This is a genomic window from Kitasatospora sp. NPDC097643 (assembly GCF_040302625.1).
Lineage (GTDB): Bacteria > Actinomycetota > Actinomycetes > Streptomycetales > Streptomycetaceae > Kitasatospora.
The window spans coordinates 22,887-38,675 of sequence record NZ_JBEOSA010000017.1 but is presented as its reverse complement, the minus strand read 5'-3'; the positions used below and the strand labels follow the sequence as shown (position 1 = coordinate 38,675).

General features: G+C 75.3%; 12 protein-coding genes. 8 read left to right on the top strand and 4 right to left on the bottom strand.

From position 1 onward, the window contains the following. Positions 1–52: 52 nt before the first annotated feature. Positions 53–838, bottom strand: a complete 786-nt coding sequence (locus ABTY15_RS14075; protein ID WP_350581812.1) for an SDR family oxidoreductase — start codon at positions 836–838, stop codon at positions 53–55. A gap of 105 nt (positions 839–943) precedes the next feature. Here ABTY15_RS14075 and ABTY15_RS14070 point away from each other — a divergent pair, with 105 nt between their 5' ends. Next, the gene (locus ABTY15_RS14070) at positions 944–1,909 is read left to right on the top strand and encodes a sigma-70 family RNA polymerase sigma factor (protein WP_350581809.1); all 966 of its coding nucleotides are present in this window, start codon (positions 944–946) and stop codon (positions 1,907–1,909) included. Positions 1,910–1,989: 80 nt separating this feature from the next. Here ABTY15_RS14070 and ABTY15_RS14065 read toward each other — a convergent pair whose 3' ends face one another. The 3 genes from ABTY15_RS14065 to ABTY15_RS14055 all read right to left on the bottom strand — a co-directional run bounded on the left by ABTY15_RS14065 (position 1,990) and on the right by ABTY15_RS14055 (position 4,885). Further along, complete coding sequence (locus ABTY15_RS14065) at positions 1,990–3,546, bottom strand: trypsin-like serine peptidase (RefSeq protein ID WP_350581806.1); 1,557 nt, start codon at positions 3,544–3,546, stop codon at positions 1,990–1,992. A gap of 184 nt (positions 3,547–3,730) precedes the next feature. Further along, positions 3,731–4,270: a DinB family protein gene (locus ABTY15_RS14060; protein WP_350581804.1), complete on the bottom strand. Its 540-nt coding sequence runs from the start codon at positions 4,268–4,270 to the stop codon at positions 3,731–3,733. A gap of 39 nt (positions 4,271–4,309) precedes the next feature. Beyond that, on the bottom strand, positions 4,310–4,885 hold the full coding sequence (locus ABTY15_RS14055; RefSeq protein WP_350581801.1) for a nucleosidase: 576 nt from the start codon (positions 4,883–4,885) through the stop codon (positions 4,310–4,312). Positions 4,886–5,175: 290 nt separating this feature from the next. On the opposite strand from ABTY15_RS14055, the gene ABTY15_RS14050 reads away from it, so the two are divergent. The 7 genes from ABTY15_RS14050 to ABTY15_RS14020 all read left to right on the top strand — a co-directional run bounded on the left by ABTY15_RS14050 (position 5,176) and on the right by ABTY15_RS14020 (position 15,771). Continuing rightward, positions 5,176–6,657, top strand: coding sequence for a GlnX family signal transduction membrane protein (locus tag ABTY15_RS14050; RefSeq protein WP_350581799.1), 1,482 nt, complete (start codon positions 5,176–5,178; stop codon positions 6,655–6,657). Positions 6,658–6,673: 16 nt separating this feature from the next. After that, on the top strand, positions 6,674–7,627 hold the full coding sequence (locus ABTY15_RS14045) for a glutamate ABC transporter substrate-binding protein (protein WP_350581796.1): 954 nt from the start codon (positions 6,674–6,676) through the stop codon (positions 7,625–7,627). 204 nt (positions 7,628–7,831) lie between these two features. Then, the gene (locus tag ABTY15_RS14040; RefSeq protein ID WP_350581791.1) at positions 7,832–9,187 is read left to right on the top strand and encodes a hypothetical protein; all 1,356 of its coding nucleotides are present in this window, start codon (positions 7,832–7,834) and stop codon (positions 9,185–9,187) included. A 5-nt stretch (positions 9,188–9,192) separates the two neighbouring features. After that, positions 9,193–11,745, top strand: coding sequence for a serine/threonine-protein kinase (locus tag ABTY15_RS14035; RefSeq protein ID WP_350581789.1), 2,553 nt, complete (start codon positions 9,193–9,195; stop codon positions 11,743–11,745). Positions 11,746–11,748: 3 nt separating this feature from the next. Next, the gene (locus ABTY15_RS14030) at positions 11,749–13,056 is read left to right on the top strand and encodes a PP2C family protein-serine/threonine phosphatase (RefSeq protein WP_350581788.1); all 1,308 of its coding nucleotides are present in this window, start codon (positions 11,749–11,751) and stop codon (positions 13,054–13,056) included. Positions 13,057–13,172: 116 nt separating this feature from the next. Next, positions 13,173–14,531 (top strand): vWA domain-containing protein, encoded by a 1,359-nt coding sequence (locus ABTY15_RS14025; protein WP_350581785.1) that lies wholly within the window; start codon positions 13,173–13,175, stop codon positions 14,529–14,531. A 199-nt stretch (positions 14,532–14,730) separates the two neighbouring features. Beyond that, positions 14,731–15,771 (top strand): FHA domain-containing protein, encoded by a 1,041-nt coding sequence (locus ABTY15_RS14020; protein WP_350581783.1) that lies wholly within the window; start codon positions 14,731–14,733, stop codon positions 15,769–15,771. The last annotated feature ends 18 nt before the right edge of the window (positions 15,772–15,789 follow it).

Here is a 15,789-nt window from a genome sequence, read left to right as displayed (position 1 = left end):
CCCGACAACCCCGACGACCGGCGGCCCGACGACCGGCGGCTCCGGCGGCGGCTCAGGAGGCCAGCCGCTCGGCGAGGTAGTCCTCCCAGGTGCGGCGGCCGAACTCGGCCCCGATCAGGGTGAGGTTGTCCCCGGCCCGGTACGCGCGGCCGACCTTGCCGGGCACCCGGACGGGCAGCTGCGGGCGGGTGCGGCCGCGCGCCTTCAGGTAGCCGCGGGTCAGCTCGCCCATCGCGTACACCGTCGGGCCGGCCAGGTCGGGCACCTGCCCGGCCGGCTCGTCCAGTGCCAACTCGACGAGCCGGCCGGCGACTTCGCGGACGTCCACGGGCTGCCAGCGGATCCCGCCGGGGTTGGGGACGAGCGGCAGCCTGGCCATCTTCTCGATCACGGTGAACGCCAGGTCGTGGAACTGCGCCGCCCGCAGGATGGTGTACGGCAGGCCCGAGGCGACGACCGCCTCCTCGGCGGCGGCCTTGGCCCGGAAGTAGCCGATCGGGAGCTTGTCGGCGCCGATCACCGAGATGTACACCAGGTGCTTCACCCCGGCCCGCCGTGCGGCGGCGACCAGGGTGCGGGTGGCGACGTCGTCGCCCTTGTTGCTGCCCGCCAGGTGCAGCACGGTCTCGACGCCGGCCAGCGCCTCGTCCAGGCCGGCCCCGTCGCCGAGCAGGTCGCAGCGGACGTGGCTGACGCCGTCGGTGGCCTCGCGGTCGTGCCGGCTGAGGACGCGGACGGTCCGCCCGGCGGCGCGCAGCAGCGGCACGACCTGGCGGCCGAGGGTGCCGGTGCCGCCGGTCACGAGAACGGGGGTGTCGGTCGCGGGGGTCTTCGTCACGGTCGTCTCCGATTCGTCCCCGGCGGGGAGTTGATCTCTCCGCCGCAGCCGTTGTTTGGTGGCTTCTGCTGCTCTGACCCACGGCGACGAAGGAATGTGACACGGGTGGACGAGAATTTTTCCTCAGCCGGGCGGATCGCGTCGGCCGAGGTGTTCGAGGCGCACCGGGGCCGCCTGCGCGCCGTCGCGTACCGGATGCTCGGCTCGGTCAGCGAGGCCGAGGACGCCGTGCAGGACGCGTGGCTGCGGTACGACCGCACCGATACCACCGGGGTGGAGAACCTCGGCGGCTGGCTGACCACGGTGGTGTCCCGGGTCTGCCTGAACCTGCTGCGGGCCCGCGCCCAGCGCCGCGAGGAGCCGCTGGAGCCGGGTGGCGCGTTCGAACCGGGCGGACCGGGCGGACCGGGCGGACCGCTCGGCGAGCCGCGCATCCCGGATCCGCTGCTGCGCCGCGAGGGGGTGGTGGACCCGGAGCAGGAGGTGCTGCTGGCCGACGAGGTCGGGCTGGCGCTGATGGTGGTGATGGAGTCGCTGTCACCGGCCGAGCGGGTCGCCTTCGTGCTGCACGACCTGTTCGCGGTGCCGTTCGAGGAGATCGCGCCGCTGATCGAGAAGACGGCGGCGGCGACCCGCCAGCTGGCCAGCCGGGCCCGCCGCCGGGTGCGGGGGCAGGCGCCGACGCCCGACCCGGACCTGGGCCGCCAGCGGGTGGCTGTGGACGCCTTCTTCGCCGCGGCCCGCAACGGCGACCTGGACGCGCTGGTGGCCGTCCTCGACCCGGACGTGGTGCTGCGCTCGGACGGCGGCGCGGGCGTGCGGGCCCGGCACACGGTGGTGCTGTCGGGCGCGGCCACGGTGGCCGGCCAGGCCGTGCTGTGGGGTGGCCTGTCGCCGTTCGCCCGCCCGGCGCTGGTCAACGGCACGGCGGGTGCGGTGGTGATCGGCGACAACGGGCGGCCGCTGTCGATCATGGCGTTCACCGTGGTGGACGGCGCGATCGCGGCGATCGACGTGCTCACCGACCCGGAGCGGCTGAACGCCCTGGACCTCTCGGCGTTCCGCCCGTAGCAGCAGCACGGCGGCCGCGCCCCCACTCGGGAGCGCGGCCGCCGTTCAGCGGTGTCGCGAGGCCACCGCCCTCCGCCGGCTCAGCCCTTCTTGGTGATGAAGTCGTAGGCCCCGGCGGCCTCGTCGTCCAGGTAGGGACCGGCCTGGAACTTCGGCTCGCCGTCGTGCTTGCCGACCGACACGTTGCTGACCAGCACCTGCTTGCCGTCCTTGACGGCCAGCCAGCCGCCTCCGCTGGAACCGGCGGTCATGGCGCAGCCGATCACCAGCATCGGCGGGCGGGAGGCGTCGTAGGAGAGCCGCCCGGGCTTGCCGCTGTCGCAGTGGTTCAGCTCGCGGCCGTCGAACGGCGGGGCGGCCGGGTAGCCGTACTCGCTGACGTTCAGCTGGTCGCGCGGGGCGTTGAACCAGACCGGCAGCGCGCCGCCGACGGTCTCCTCCAGGGACTTGCCGTTCGGCGGCTGCACCCGCAGGATCGCGAAGTCGTAGTGGGTGGCGGCGTCGCCGGTCTTGCCGCCCTCGGCCTTCCACTGCGGCGAGGTGACCGCCTGGGTGGCGGGCCAGACGCCGAACGGCGCGTACTGCGACTCGTCGCCCTGCTTGCCGCCGCTGAGTGCGCCGGAGCTGTTGAAGGCGGGGATGAAGGTGATGTTGCTGTAGTACGAGCCGCCCTTGCCCTGGTGGACGCAGTGGCCGGCGGTCCACACCAGGTTGCTCTTGCCGGGGTGCGCCGGGTCGGCGACGACGGTGGCGGAGCACTGGGAGTGGTTGAGCCCGGCGGCGGCGTTGGGCGCGGAGCCCGGCTGGTCGGCGAAGAGCTTCCCGTGCACGCCGTACTTGGCGTACGGGTGCGGGACGGCCTGCGCGGGGACGGTCTTCGGCAGCGGGTCGTTGCCGCCGTCAGCCGGGGGCTGGGCGGGCGGCTGGCCGGGCTGGGTGGCCGGGGCCTGCGGCGCCTGCGTCGGCTGAGCGGGAGGCTGCGCGGGCTGGGCCGGAGCCTGCGTGGGCTGCGCCGGCGGCTGCGCGGGCGGCTGCGCGGGCGGCTGCGCCGGGGGCTGGCCGGGCGGCACCGGCGCCTGGGACTTCGGCGGGGCCGGGGCCTGCGAGGCCGGCTGCTGCGTGGTCGACGGCTTGGGCGCGGCCGGCGGCGCACTCGGGTGCCCCGGCTGGGTGGGCTGCCCGGCCGGCGGCTTGGCCGCACCGGACTGGCTCGCGGCCGGAGCGGACGGCGCGCCCGGCACGGACGGTGCCGCCGACGCCGGCGGCTGAGCGGGCTGCCCGGGCGGCGTGGGCTGCCCCGGCGCGGCGGGCGCGGCCGGGCCGGCCGGCGGCGCGATCGGCTCGTCCGGCTTGGCCTGGAGCAGCTTCTCCAGCGTCCAGAAGCCCTTGTTGGCGGCCGGGAGGGCGTAGTCCTTGGCCCACTTCTCCCAGTCCTCGAACTTCCACTTCTTCAGGTCGTCGAGGTTGGCCGGCAGGCCGAGGTCGGAGGTGCCGGCCGTGGCGGCGGCGTCGGCGGAGCTGTTGTCCGGCCCGCAGGCCGTGGTGGTGCCGAGCAGGGTCAGTGCGAGCACGGAGGCCCCGAGGACGGCGCGGGTGGTGTGCCCGCGCCGGGGCAGGCTTCTCCCTGACGATGACATGATCGTTTCTTCCCCCTGTGAGTGAACCCGCGACGCCGTGCGGACGGCGTGGTCGGTGCCGGGGGAGTATTCCACTGTCCGTCAGGAGGGCCGCCACCACCCCCTCCCCGGGGCCTACGGGTCCGGCAGACCCGGCCTGTCCGACGCACCCGGCGCCCCCCGGCGCATACGACAGGCCCGCCGCTCAGCGGCCGACCGCACCGTCCAGCTGCTCGCGGATGATGTCCGCGTGTCCGGCGTGCCGCCCGGTCTCCTCGATCATGTGCACCAGCACCCAGCGCAGCGACGGCGCGTCCCCGTCCGGCCGCAGCGTGCGCGCGCCGGGCCGGTCCAGGTCGCCCTGGGCGGCGGCGGTCACCTCGTTGGCCCGGGCGATCGCGGCCCGGTAGGCGGCGATCTCCTCGGCGACGGTCGCCGTGCCGAGCGGGACGTCGTCGGAGGAGGACGGCTCCTCCCCCTCGCCCTGGTAGGCCCAGACGAACCAGTTGAGTTCGACGACGGTGAGGTGGCGGACCAGCCAGAGCAGGCTGGTGCCGGAGGCGACGCCCGGGCGGCGGGCGTCCTCGTCGGAGACCCCGTCGAGCTTGCCGATCACGGCCTGCCGCAGGTAGTCGAGGAAGGCGACCAGCATGGTCGGCTCGTCGGCGTTGATGCCGGGCGGACGGGTGTCGACGGTCTTGGAGGGCACGGACGGCGCGGACGGCGCGGTGTTGTTCTGAGTCACCGCGCCACCCTAGCGATCACCTGCCGGGCTGAATACCCGTCACCAGCCCTGCGCGGCCACCCAGTCGGCCAGGTGCCGCGCGCAGTCGTCGACCGTCTCGCGCCAGGTGTGGCTCGCGCCCTCACCGGCCTCGTCGCTGACGTGCTTGACCAGCCGGACCGGCACTCCGGCCCGGTGGGCGACGGTGGCGACGGCGTAGCCCTCCATGTCGACCAGGTCGGCGTGTTCGGCGAGCCGGTCGCGGGCGGCCGGGTCGGAGACGAAGAGGTCGCCGGTGGCCAGCACCGGGCCGTCGCCCTTGCCGATCACCAGCGGCGCGCCGTAGCTGCGGCCGGTGAGTTCCAGCAGTGCGGGGGTGTCGATGTCGTGCTGGATCACCTGGACGACGTGGTGGGTGCCCTCCCAGCCGGGGCGCAGCGCGCCCGCCGTGCCGAGGTTGATCACCTCGGAGGGCTTCTCGCCCTGGGCGAGGACGGTGGCCAGCGAGGCGGCGGCGTTGACCTTCCCTATCCCGGTGAGCAGGACGGGCAGCCGGTCGTCGAGGTGGGCGGCCTCCTCGCGGACGGCGACGACGAGCAGCGGGCGGTCGGGGGAGATCGTTCCAAGCAGACGCATGGCCCCATCGTACGAAGCTCCCCTCCCCCGGCGGGTTCCGCCGCGTACGGAGGGCACACAACCGGACCCCTCCGCTCCGCCGGGTTCGGGGAACCGCATAGGGTGCATCGCGCGTCGGACGGATCGCCGCCCGTCCCGGACCGGGATCACCGTCGGGGCGGCGGGCCTCAACTGTGCGGAGCGATACACAAGATCGGCGCAAGTCGGGTGTGGCCGGGGGGAGTCACGGCCATACTGCTGGCATCGGCCGGGCCCGGGTGACGGGCCGGCCCCAGGGGAGGATGAGGCGGGTGGCGACACCAACAGGTAGCGGCGCGCGGGGCGTCGCGGTCCCGGCGCGGCCGGGCGCCCCGACAACCGGACCGGCCGTCGGGCCGGCCGTCGGAGCAGCTGCCGGACCAGCTGCCGGGCCGGCGGCGCGGCGGTCCCCGGGGGCGCTGTCGCCGCGCGGTCTGCGGGCCCGGCTGGCGCGGGCCTCCCGGACGGCACCGGGGCGGCTGCGGCTGGCCGGCGCGCTGTTGACGGTGCTGACGGTGGCGTTCGGGGGGCTGACCACCTGGCAGCTGGAGAGCCGGGCGCAGGCCGCCGAGCGGGTGGTCTCGTACAGCCAGCCGCTGAGCCAGGCCGCGGCGGACATCAACCGTTCGCTGGCGGACGCGGACACCACGGCGGCGAGCGGCTTCCTGCTGGCGGGTACCGAGCCGAAGGCCGTCCGGGACCGCTACGAGCAGGACCTCTCGACGGCCGCCAAGCTGATCGCCGACGCGGCGGCCCGGACCACCTCCTCCTCCCCCGCGCAGGTCTGGCTGGCCAAGCTGAACCAGCAACTGCCGGTCTACGCCGGGCTGGTGGAGACCGCGCGGGCGGACAACCGGCTGGGCATCCCGCTCGGCGGCGCCTACCTGCGGTACGCCTCGGAGCAGATGCGCACGGTGCTGCTGCCGGCCGCCGCCCAGCTGGCGGCCATCGAGAACGACGAGCTGGCCGGCGACTACGCCGAGGCGAAGGCCGCGCCGTGGGGGGCCTACGTCCTGGCGGTGATCACGCTGGCGGCGCTGGCCTGGGTCCAGGTGCTGCTGTTCCGCCGGACCAACCGGGTGTTCAACCCGGGGCTGCTCGGCGCCACCGCCGCCGTCCTGGCCGGCGCGCTCTGGCTGGCCGTCACCGGGCTGACCACGAACGCCGCACTGAAGGACAGCGACCGCGACGGCGCGACCCCGCTGCGGGCGCTCAACGCGGCCCGGGTGGATGTGCTGACGGCCCGGCTGGCGGAGAACCTGCACTACGTCGCCCGTGGCTCCACCGCCAAGTACGCGGACCAGTGGTCGAAGACCACCGACCACCTGTCCAAGGACGTACCCAAGGACACCCCGGAGGACCGGCGCACCGGCACCCTGCCGGACGCCTTCCGGCTGGCGCCCGGGGACGCGCAGGGGGTGATCGGCAAGGCCGCGCAGCAGTACGACGAATGGCGCACCCGGCACGACGCGGCGAAGAAGCTGGAGACCGAGAACGCCGACTACCAGGGCGCCCTGGACGCGACGGTGACGGCGAAGCCGGAGGACGCGCCGAAGACCGCGGACGCCGCGTTCAACACCACCGACCAGTTGCTGGCGCAGGCCGCCGGCATCGAGCAGGACCGGTTCCGGGCGGCCGCGAAGGGCGCCGACGGGGATCTGCGGGCCGCGGCCGTGGCGGTCGCGGTGCTGGGCCTGGTGGCCGCCGCCGCGGCGCTGCGGGGCCTGGGCCGTCGACTGGCCGAGTACCGGTAGAGGGGGGAGCGGACAGATGCGCGAGGGAACCGTACGGACCAGGTCGGCGACGGCGCTGGCGCTGCTGGCGGCCTGTGCGGCCGTGCTCGGCGGCGGGGGCGCCTCCGGCGCCACCCCGCCGGCCGGGGCCGGGGCGCCGCAGGCGGTCCAGCTGGGCCAGCAGGAGCAGCAGGACCAGGCCGACTGCGACGTCTACAAGAGCGTGCCGCCGAGCGGCGAGGACGGCCCGGCGGTGCGGGGCATCAAGGGCAAGCACAGCCTGGTGATCGGCGTGGACCAGAACAGCTACCGCTGGGGTGCGCGCAACCCGAACACCGGTCAGATCGAGGGCTTCGACATCGACCTGGCCCGGGCGATCGGCGCGGCCATCATGGGCGACCCGGAGAAGGTGGTGCTCAAGCCGGTGGCGACCGCGGACCGGATCGACGCCGTCCAGAAGGGCCGGGTCGACCTGATCGTGCGCACCATGACGATCAGCTGCAAGCGGATGGAGGACGTGGCGTTCTCCAAGCCGTACTTCAACATCACCCAGCGGGTCCTGGTGCCCAAGTCCTCGCCGGCGAAGAGCATCGACGAGGCGATCAACGGCAAGACGGTGTGCGCCGCGAAGGGCTCGACGGCCTTCACCTACCTGGACGGCAAGAAGACCGCCAAGCAGGTCGTGCAGGTGGACAACCACCTCGACTGCCTGGTCCTGATGCAGCTGGGCAGGATCGACGCCACCATGACCGACGACGGTCTGGCGGCCGGCCACGCCGCCCAGGACCAGACGGTGCGGGTGGTGGACGGCGAGGTGCAGCCGGAGGTGATCGGCGTCGCGATGTCGAAGTCCAGCCCGGATCTGACGGCCCGGGTCAACCAGGTGCTCGCGGACTACTACGCGAGCGGCGCCTGGCGGAGCTCGTACGACCGCTGGCTCAAGCCGTACATGCTCAACGAGGCCGACCACTACTGGCCGGCGCAGCACTGAGCCCGAGGGGGCGCCGGAACCGATCGGGGCACCGGGGCGTTGACGCGGTCTTGACGCCCCGCGCCCGCTCCGCCCCGCGGGCCACCGGCTAGGGTTCGGGACGATCACCGTGGGGAGACCCGTGGTGGGCACGGGGGTTGTCGTGGGGCGGCCCGTCGGATCACCGGCGGGCGGCGTCCCGCGCGAGGAAGGAAGGACACGGCGTTGGCGGCTTCTGCTGGCCCGGTACTGAGCCGGGAGGAGGTGGACCGCGCGCTGGCGCGCCTCGGCGCGGAGCGCGACGCGGTCGAGGCGGCGCTGCTCGCCCTACAGGACCACCCGGGCCTGCGGCTGCTCGACGGCGCCGAGCTGACCGGGCGCACCCAGGAGCGCTGGTCCGTCGCCGGGCAGGGCCTGCCGCTGCTGTGGGCGCTGTTCGACCGCTACGCGGAGGCGCTGGCCTCGGCGCGCGCGGTCCGGGCCCGCAAGGCGAAGCCGGGCGCGCCGGAACTGGCCGAGCTGAGCGAGCTGTTGACGGGCGACGCGGTGACCGTTCCGGGCGGCTCGCTGCCGGACGGCCCGCAGCTGCTGGGCGCGCCCGCCAAGCTGGTCGAGCGGATCAGCCTGGACGCGCTGATGGCGCGGATGAACTCCTGGTACGCGACCGTGCTGGAGGTGGTCAGCGCCGCCGACGCGGTCTGGTCGGCGCTGCCGGCCCGGATCGACCTGCTGCTGGCCGAGCTGGTCCGGGTGCGGACCCTGGCGGCCTCGCTGGGCGTGCGGGAGGGCGGCCACCCGCTGGGCGACGACCTGGCCGGGCTGGACGCCGATCTGACGGCGCTGCGCACCGAGGTGCGCGGCGACCCGCTGGCGCTGTGGCGCCCGGCCCGGGTGCCCGCCCAGCGCGGCACGGTGCCGGACGGCACGGCCTTCGCGACGCCGTCCGGGGTGGTGGACACCGAGCGCTTCGACCGGGCCGGGCGGGCGCTGGACGGCGTCCGGCTGGAGCTGGAGGACCTGCTGCGGCTGCGCGACGACGCCGAGGAGCGCCTCCAGGGCGTCGGCGACCTGTTGCAGCGCGCCGACGCGACGCTGGCGGAGGCCCGCCGGGCGCGCGGCGAGGTGCTGGCGAAGATAGCCGCGAGCGACGTGCCGGCCGTCCCGGGCCCGGCCTCGGCGCTGCGCGAACGGATCGTGCTGGCCCTGGAGTTGCGCCAGAGCGGGCAGTGGGGCCGGCTGGCGCCGCTGCTGGACGCGCTGGAGGACGCGGCGGCCAAGGAGCTGGCCCGGGCCCGGCAGTCGCTGACCGAGGTGACCCAGCCGCTGGCGGTGCGGGCCGAGCTGCGCGGGCGGCTGGACGCCTACAAGGCGATGGCGGCCCGGCTGCGGGTCGCCGAGGACCCGGAAGTGATCGAGCGGTACGAGAAGGCGCGCTGGCTGCTGTGGAGCGCGCCGTGCGACCTGCGGGCGGCGGCCGCCGCGGTGGCCCGCTTCCAGCAGTCGCTGCGTCCGGCGCCGGACGCGGCGGTACAGGAGGCGGCCGGCCAGACGCCGGTCGACGGACAGGTTCAGGGGGGCTGAGGTTGATGGGCGAGACGTGCGTACGGCCGGAGTGCTCCGGCGCGGGGACGATCGACGCGGACGGCTACTGCGACGAGTGCGGGCTGGCCCCGGCGGGCGGTGGCGGTACGGCGGCGGCGTCGGCCGGCGGCGGCAGCGGCCGGACACCCACCCTGGTGGGGGCGTTGCCGGTGGTCGCGGGCCCCGGCTCGCCCTGCCCGCGGGACTGCTCCGGCACCATCGACGCGGACGGGTACTGCGACGAGTGCGGGCTGACCGCGCCCGGCGCCGACACCGGTCTCACCCAGCCGCACGTGCCCTCGGCCCGGGTCTCCCCGGACTCGGCGCGCAGCGGCTCGGTCCGCTCGGTGTCCTCTCGCACCGGTTCGGCCCGTTCGATGTCGGGCCGCTCCCGTTCGCACCGGTCGACCCGGACCAACTCCAGCCGGTCGGTCTCGGTGCGCAGCACCCGGGGCACCGGTACGGCGGGCGTGCGCAACCGGCTGGGCGCCGGCCTGGTGACGGTGCCGACGGTGGAGACCGCGGACCCGGCGCAGGCGGTGCTGGAGAATCCGGAGGTGCCGGAGCGCAAGCGGTTCTGCTCCAAGTGCGAGGCCCCGGTGGGCCGGGAGAAGAACGGCCGGCCGGGCCGGCCGGAGGGCTTCTGCACCAAGTGCGGCACGCCGTACTCGTTCACGCCCAAGCTGCGCCGGGGAGACCTGGTCGGCGGGCAGTACGAGGTGGTGGGCTGCCTGGCGCACGGCGGGCTCGGCTGGATCTACCTGGCGGTGGACCGGCGGGTCAACGACAAGTGGGTGGTGCTGAAGGGCCTGCTGGACACCGGGGACGAGGACGCGCTGGCCGCGGCCGTCGCCGAGCGGCGCTTCCTGGCCGAGGTGGACCACCCGAACATCGTCCGGATCATCAACTTCGCCGAGCACCCGGACCTGCGCACCGGCGCCACCGACGGCTACATCGTGATGGAGTACGTCGGCGGCAAGTCGCTGAAGGACATCGCCAACGACCGCCGGCGCACGGACGGCCGGCGCGAGCCGCTGCCGGTGGAGCAGGCGATCGCGTACGCGCTGGAGGCGCTGCCGGCGCTCGGGTACCTGCACGCCCGGGGCCTGATCTACTGCGACTTCAAGATCGACAACGTGATCCAGAGCGGCGACGCGCTCAAGATCATCGACATGGGCGCCGTCCGCCGCTTCGACGACGACGGCCCGATCTACGGCACCATCGGCTACCAGGCGCCCGAGATCGCCGCCGACGGCCCCTCCCCCGCCTCCGACCTCTACACCGTGGCCCGCACCCTCGCGGTGCTCACCTTCGACTTCCAGGGCTACAGCACCACCTACCGGGACACCCTGCCCGGCCCGGAGGACGTCGAGGTCTTCGCCCGGTACGAGTCCTTCTACCGCTTCCTGGTCCGCGCCACCGACGAGGACCCGGCCCGCCGGTTCGGCTCCGCCGAGGAGATGGCCGACCAGCTCACCGGCGTGCTGCGGGAGATCCTCTCGCTCCAGGACGACCGGCCCCGGCCCGCGCTGTCCACCCTGTTCGGCCCCGAACTGCGCGTCGTCGACACCGAGTTGGTGCTGCCCAGCCGGCAGCCCGGGCTGCTCCGGGTGGCCGCGCTGGACCCGGCCGCCGCCGCCCTCGCGCTGCCCGTCCCGCGCGTCGACCCGGACGACCCCAACGCCGGCTTCCTCGCCACCCTGCTCGCCACCGACCCCGAGGACGCGCTGGCCGCGCTGGCCGGCGCGCCCGCCGTCTCCCTCGAGAGCCGGCTGCGCGAACTGCGCGCCCGGCTAGAACTCGGCCGCCACCAGGAGGCGGTGGCCGCGTTGGAGGCCCTGAACCAGGATCACAAGGACGACTGGCGGATCGTCTGGTACCGGGGCCTGGCCGCCCTGGTCGCCGCCGCGGCCGGCCCGGACGGGCCCGCCGAGGCCGAACTGCGGGCCGCCGCCGAGGCCTTCGACGCCGTCTACGACGCCTTCCCCGGCGAGGCCGCGCCCAAGCTGGCCCTGGCCATCTGCGCCGAGCTGCTCGGCGACCACGGCGACGCCGCCGAGTTCTACCGCCTGGTGTGGACCACCGACCAGTCGTACCTGAGCGCCGCCTTCGGGCTGGCCCGGGTCCGGCTCGCCGAGGGCGACCGGCCCGGCGCGGTCAAGGTCCTGGAGTCCGTCCCGGCCACCTCCAGCCAGTACACCGCCGCCCGGATCGCCACCGTCCGCGCCCGGCTGCGCGAGCGGCCCGCCACCGACCCGCTCGGCACCGACCTCGGTGCCAGCTCCGAGCAGCTCACCGCGCTGCGGCTGGACGACCGCCGCCGCGAGGAGCTCTCCGTCGAGGTGCTCGGCGCGGCCCTCGGCTGGGTCACCGCGGGCTCGGCCGGCGCCCAGCAGGCCGGCCTGACGACGGTGCTGGGACGACCCGCTGTGGAGCGGGAACTGCGCTTCGCCCTGGAACAGTCATACCGGGTACTCGCCCGGTTGACAGACCGGGCCGAGACCAGGATCGAGATGGTGGAACGGGCCAACCGCGCCCGCCCCAGGACGTGGGTGTAGCCGATGCCGCAGCAGACCGTGTGCCCGAGCTGTTCCGAGCCGATGGAGCCGGAGGACGCCTTCTGCGGCTCCTGCGGCACCGGCCGGGACGGCCGGCCCGCCCCGGGCGCCATGCCCGTCGGCTGGGCCGCCGCCCGGGCCGAGACCGTCCCGTCGCAGAACGGGCCGGTCTGCGTGAACTGCGGTCTGCCGCAGGTCACCCCGGACGGCTACTGCGAGGCCTGCGGCTGGGCCCAGCCGCGCCCGCGCGACCACATGGAGAAGGCCCTCGGGGGCGTCGCCGGGGTCAGCGACCGCGGCGTGCGCCACCACCGCAACGAGGACTCCTTCACCGTCGCCGCCAGCTCGCTGCCCGGCGGGGAGCCGGTCGTGGTCGCCGTCGTGTGCGACGGCGTCTCCTCCTCCGACCGGCCCGACCAGGCCTCCGAGACCGCCGTCGACGCCGCCTCCGAGTCGCTGCTCAGCGCCCTGGAGGCCGGCCGGGAGCCGGGCGCCGCGATGCGCCAGGCCGTCGCCGACGCCGCCAAGGCGGTCGCCGACCTCGCCCAGCACGGCGCCGGGCCCGCCCGGCCCGACCTCAACGCGCCCGCCTGCACCTACGTCAGCGCGATAGCCTCCGGCGGCCGGGTCACCATCGGCTGGGTCGGCGACACCCGGGCCTACTGGATCCCGGACGACCGGGCCGCCGCCGAGCCGTTCCGGCTCACCCAGGACGACTCCTGGGCGGCCCGGATGGTCGAGGCCGGGCTGATGGGCGAGGCCGAGGCGTACGCCGACCCGCGCGCCCACGCGATCACCGGCTGGCTCGGCGCCGACGCCGAGGAGGTCGTCCCGCACATCCTCGACTTCACCCCGCACGTCCCCGGCGTGCTGCTGATCTGCTCCGACGGGCTGTGGAACTACGCCGAGGCCGCCACCGACCTGGCCCAGGTCGTCCGGCCGGACGCCCGGACCGAACCGCTCGCGGCCGCGCAGACCCTGGTGAAGTTCGCGATCAACGCCGGCGGGCACGACAACATCACCGTCGCCGTGCTGCCGATCGACCCGCCGGCGATCGCCGTCGAGGAGGCCGAACCGACCCCGACCGCGCTGGACCTGCCGGTCGTGCCCGCCGCACTGCTGGTGGGCGCCGGACCGGTGCCGCCCGCCGCGGCGGCGGAGCCGGACGAGGACTACGAGCCGACCCTGCCGGACCTCCCGGTGATCGGCTCCCCCGCCGCCCCGCTCCCCCCGGCACCCCCGGCGCCCCCGGCCGTCCCGCCGGCACCGCCCGCCGTCCCGCCCCAGCCGACGCACCCGCCGACGGCCTGACGGCCCGACCGGACGGCGCGCCGCGCCACCCCCGGACGGCCCCGGCGCACCGCCGGGCCCGTCCCCACCGACCGACCGACCCACCCGACCACGCACCCGACGGGAGCCACCGGCCCATGGCAACACTGGCGAAGCCGAACCTGCCCAGGTTCGACGTGGAGATCTTCCAGAACGAGTACCTTGCCGACGGCGCCCGCGAGGTCAACGCCATCGTCACCGTCACCGCGACCGGCGGCGGCACCTCCGGCGGCCGCCCGCTCGGCATCACCGACGCCGCCCGGCCGGGCGCCGACACCGCCGCCGCCGTGGTGCTCCTGGTGGACTGCTCGGGGTCGATGGACTACCCCAAGAGCAAGATCAACGGCGCCCGGGAGGCCACCGCCGCCGCCATCGACACGCTGCGCGACGGCACCGCCTTCGCCGTGGTCGCCGGCACCCACGAGGCCAAGGACATCTACCCCGGCGACGGCACCCTGGCGATCGCCTCCGCGAGCACCCGGGCCACCGCCAAGGAGTCGCTGCGCCGGCTCACCGCGGCCGGCGGCACCGCCATGGGCACCTGGCTGACCAAGGCCGACCAGCTCTTCCTGACCCGCCACGACATCGCCATCCGGCACGCCATCCTGCTCACCGACGGCAACAACGAGCACGAGTCGGCGGCGGACCTGGCGCGCGCCATCGACCGGGTCACCGGCCACTTCACCGCCGACTGCCGCGGCGTCGGCACCGACTGGAAGGTCGACGAGCTGCGCAAGATCTCCTCCGCGCTGCTCGGCACCGTCGACATGGTCCCCGAACCCTCCGGTCTGGCCGACGACTTCCGCTCGATGATCTCCGGCGCGATGGGCAAGCAGGTCGCCGACGTCGCGCTGCGGATCTGGACCCCGGCCAACGCCCAGGTCCGGTTCGTCAAGCAGGTCGCCCCCGCGGTCGAGGACCTGACCGCCCGGCGCAGCGAGGCCGGCCCCCGGGCCGGCGACTACCCCACCGGCTCCTGGGGCGACGAGAGCCGCGACTACCACGTCTGCGTCGAGGTACCGGCCGCCGTGGTCGGCAGCGAGATGCTCGCCGCCCGGATCAGCCTGGTGCTGCCCCCGCAGGTCGGCGGCGGCACCCCCGAGGTGCTCTCGCAGGGCCTGGTCAAGGCGGTCTGGACCGACGACCTGGCCTCCTCCACCCGGATCAGCCCGCAGGTCGCCCACTACACCGGGCAGGCCGAGCTCGCCTCCTCCATCCAGGAGGGCCTGGAGGCGCACCGCGCCGGGGACGTCGACACCGCCACCGCCAAGCTCGGCGCCGCCGTCAAGATCGCCCACGAGACCGGGAACGACGGGACGTACAAGCTGCTGCAGAAGGTGGTCGACGTGGTCGACCCGAAGGAGGGTACGGTTCGGTTCCGTAAGAACGTGGACGAGGCCGCCGAGAAGATGCTCGAAACCCGGTCGACCAAGACCGTCCGCGTGAAGAAGAAATGACCGCTGAAGAAGTGGCCGGGCCGGCGGCCCGGCGCGACGCCGCCCCAAGCCGGTGCGAAGTGAGGGGGACCTGATGCCGATCTGCCCGAGGGGCCATGAGTCGCAGGCCGAGGACTGGTGCGACTTCTGCGGCTTTCCGATGACTCCGCCGGCCCCGACGCCGCCCGGCGCCCACCCGGGGACGCCGGGCGCGCCGGGGATGCCGGGGGCACCCGTCGGCCACCCGGAGCACGGCGGTGCGCCCTACGGCGCGCCGCTGCCGCCCCCGCCGATGCCGCCGGGCGCCGTCCCGCCGCCGCCGGGTGCGGTGCCGCCGCCCCCGGCGCAGGCCTACCCGGACCTCACCGAGGGCCTGGTGCTCTGCCCGATCTGCCGCAGCCCGCAGACCGGCCGGTTCTGCGAGGAGTGCGGCTACGACTACGAGCTGTCCACGCCGTCGCGCCGCCAGCCCCCGGCCGTCGGCATCCCGGCGCCCGGGCCCGCGCAGCCCCCGGCGCCGCTGAACATCCCGGCGGCGTACGGCGGCACCGCGCAGCCGCCGCAGCCCGCCCAGCCGCAGCCGCAGCCGCCGGCGCTCCCGCACACCTACGGCTACCCGCCGCCGGAGGGGCTCTTCCCGGACCCCTCGGTCCGCGAGGACTCCGGCCCGGTCTACGCCCACCCGGCCGCTCCGGCCGCCCCCGTCGGCCCCGCCGGTCGGGGCAACGACTACGGCACCTCGTTCCACCTGGCCCCGCCGATGCCGCCGCAGCCCCAGCCGGAGGCCGTCCCGCCGCAGGCCGTTCCGCCGCAGGCCGTCCAGCCGCAGCCGGTCCAGCCGGAGCCGGTACGGGCCAACTGGATCGCGGTGGTCGCCGCCGACCGCGAGTACTTCACCGAGATGATGGCCCGCAGCGGCCCGGAGGCGGCCGGCCTGTTCTTCCCGCCGTACTGCCCCGAGCGGCGCGTCCCGCTGACCGGCCGCGGCCAGCTGCGGATCGGCCGGCGCAGCCAGCACCGCGGCACGGTGCCGGAGATCGACCTGTCGGTGCCGCCGGAGGACCCGGGCGCCTCGCACCAGCACGCGCTGCTGGCCGAGCAGGCCGACGGCAGCTGGGTGCTGGTGGACCAGGACTCGACCAACGGGACCACGGTGAACGGCGGCGCGGAGCCGATCGCCCCGCACACCGCGATCCCGCTGAACGACGGCGACCGGATCCACATCGGCGCCTGGACCACCATCACGGTGCACCGCGCCTGAGCACCCGTCAGCAGGCAG

Coding starts and splice junctions, on each gene's coding strand:
- ABTY15_RS14065 (WP_350581806.1), bottom strand. CDS start 3,546: ATGTCATCGTCAGGGAGAAGCCTGCCCCGGCGCGGGCACACCACCCGC.
- ABTY15_RS14055 (WP_350581801.1), bottom strand. CDS start 4,885: ATGCGTCTGCTTGGAACGATCTCCCCCGACCGCCCGCTGCTCGTCGTC.
- ABTY15_RS14045 (WP_350581796.1), top strand. CDS start 6,674: ATGCGCGAGGGAACCGTACGGACCAGGTCGGCGACGGCGCTGGCGCTG.
- ABTY15_RS14035 (WP_350581789.1), top strand. CDS start 9,193: ATGGGCGAGACGTGCGTACGGCCGGAGTGCTCCGGCGCGGGGACGATC.
- ABTY15_RS14030 (WP_350581788.1), top strand. CDS start 11,749: ATGCCGCAGCAGACCGTGTGCCCGAGCTGTTCCGAGCCGATGGAGCCG.
- ABTY15_RS14025 (WP_350581785.1), top strand. CDS start 13,173: ATGGCAACACTGGCGAAGCCGAACCTGCCCAGGTTCGACGTGGAGATC.
- ABTY15_RS14020 (WP_350581783.1), top strand. CDS start 14,731: ATGCCGGGGGCACCCGTCGGCCACCCGGAGCACGGCGGTGCGCCCTAC.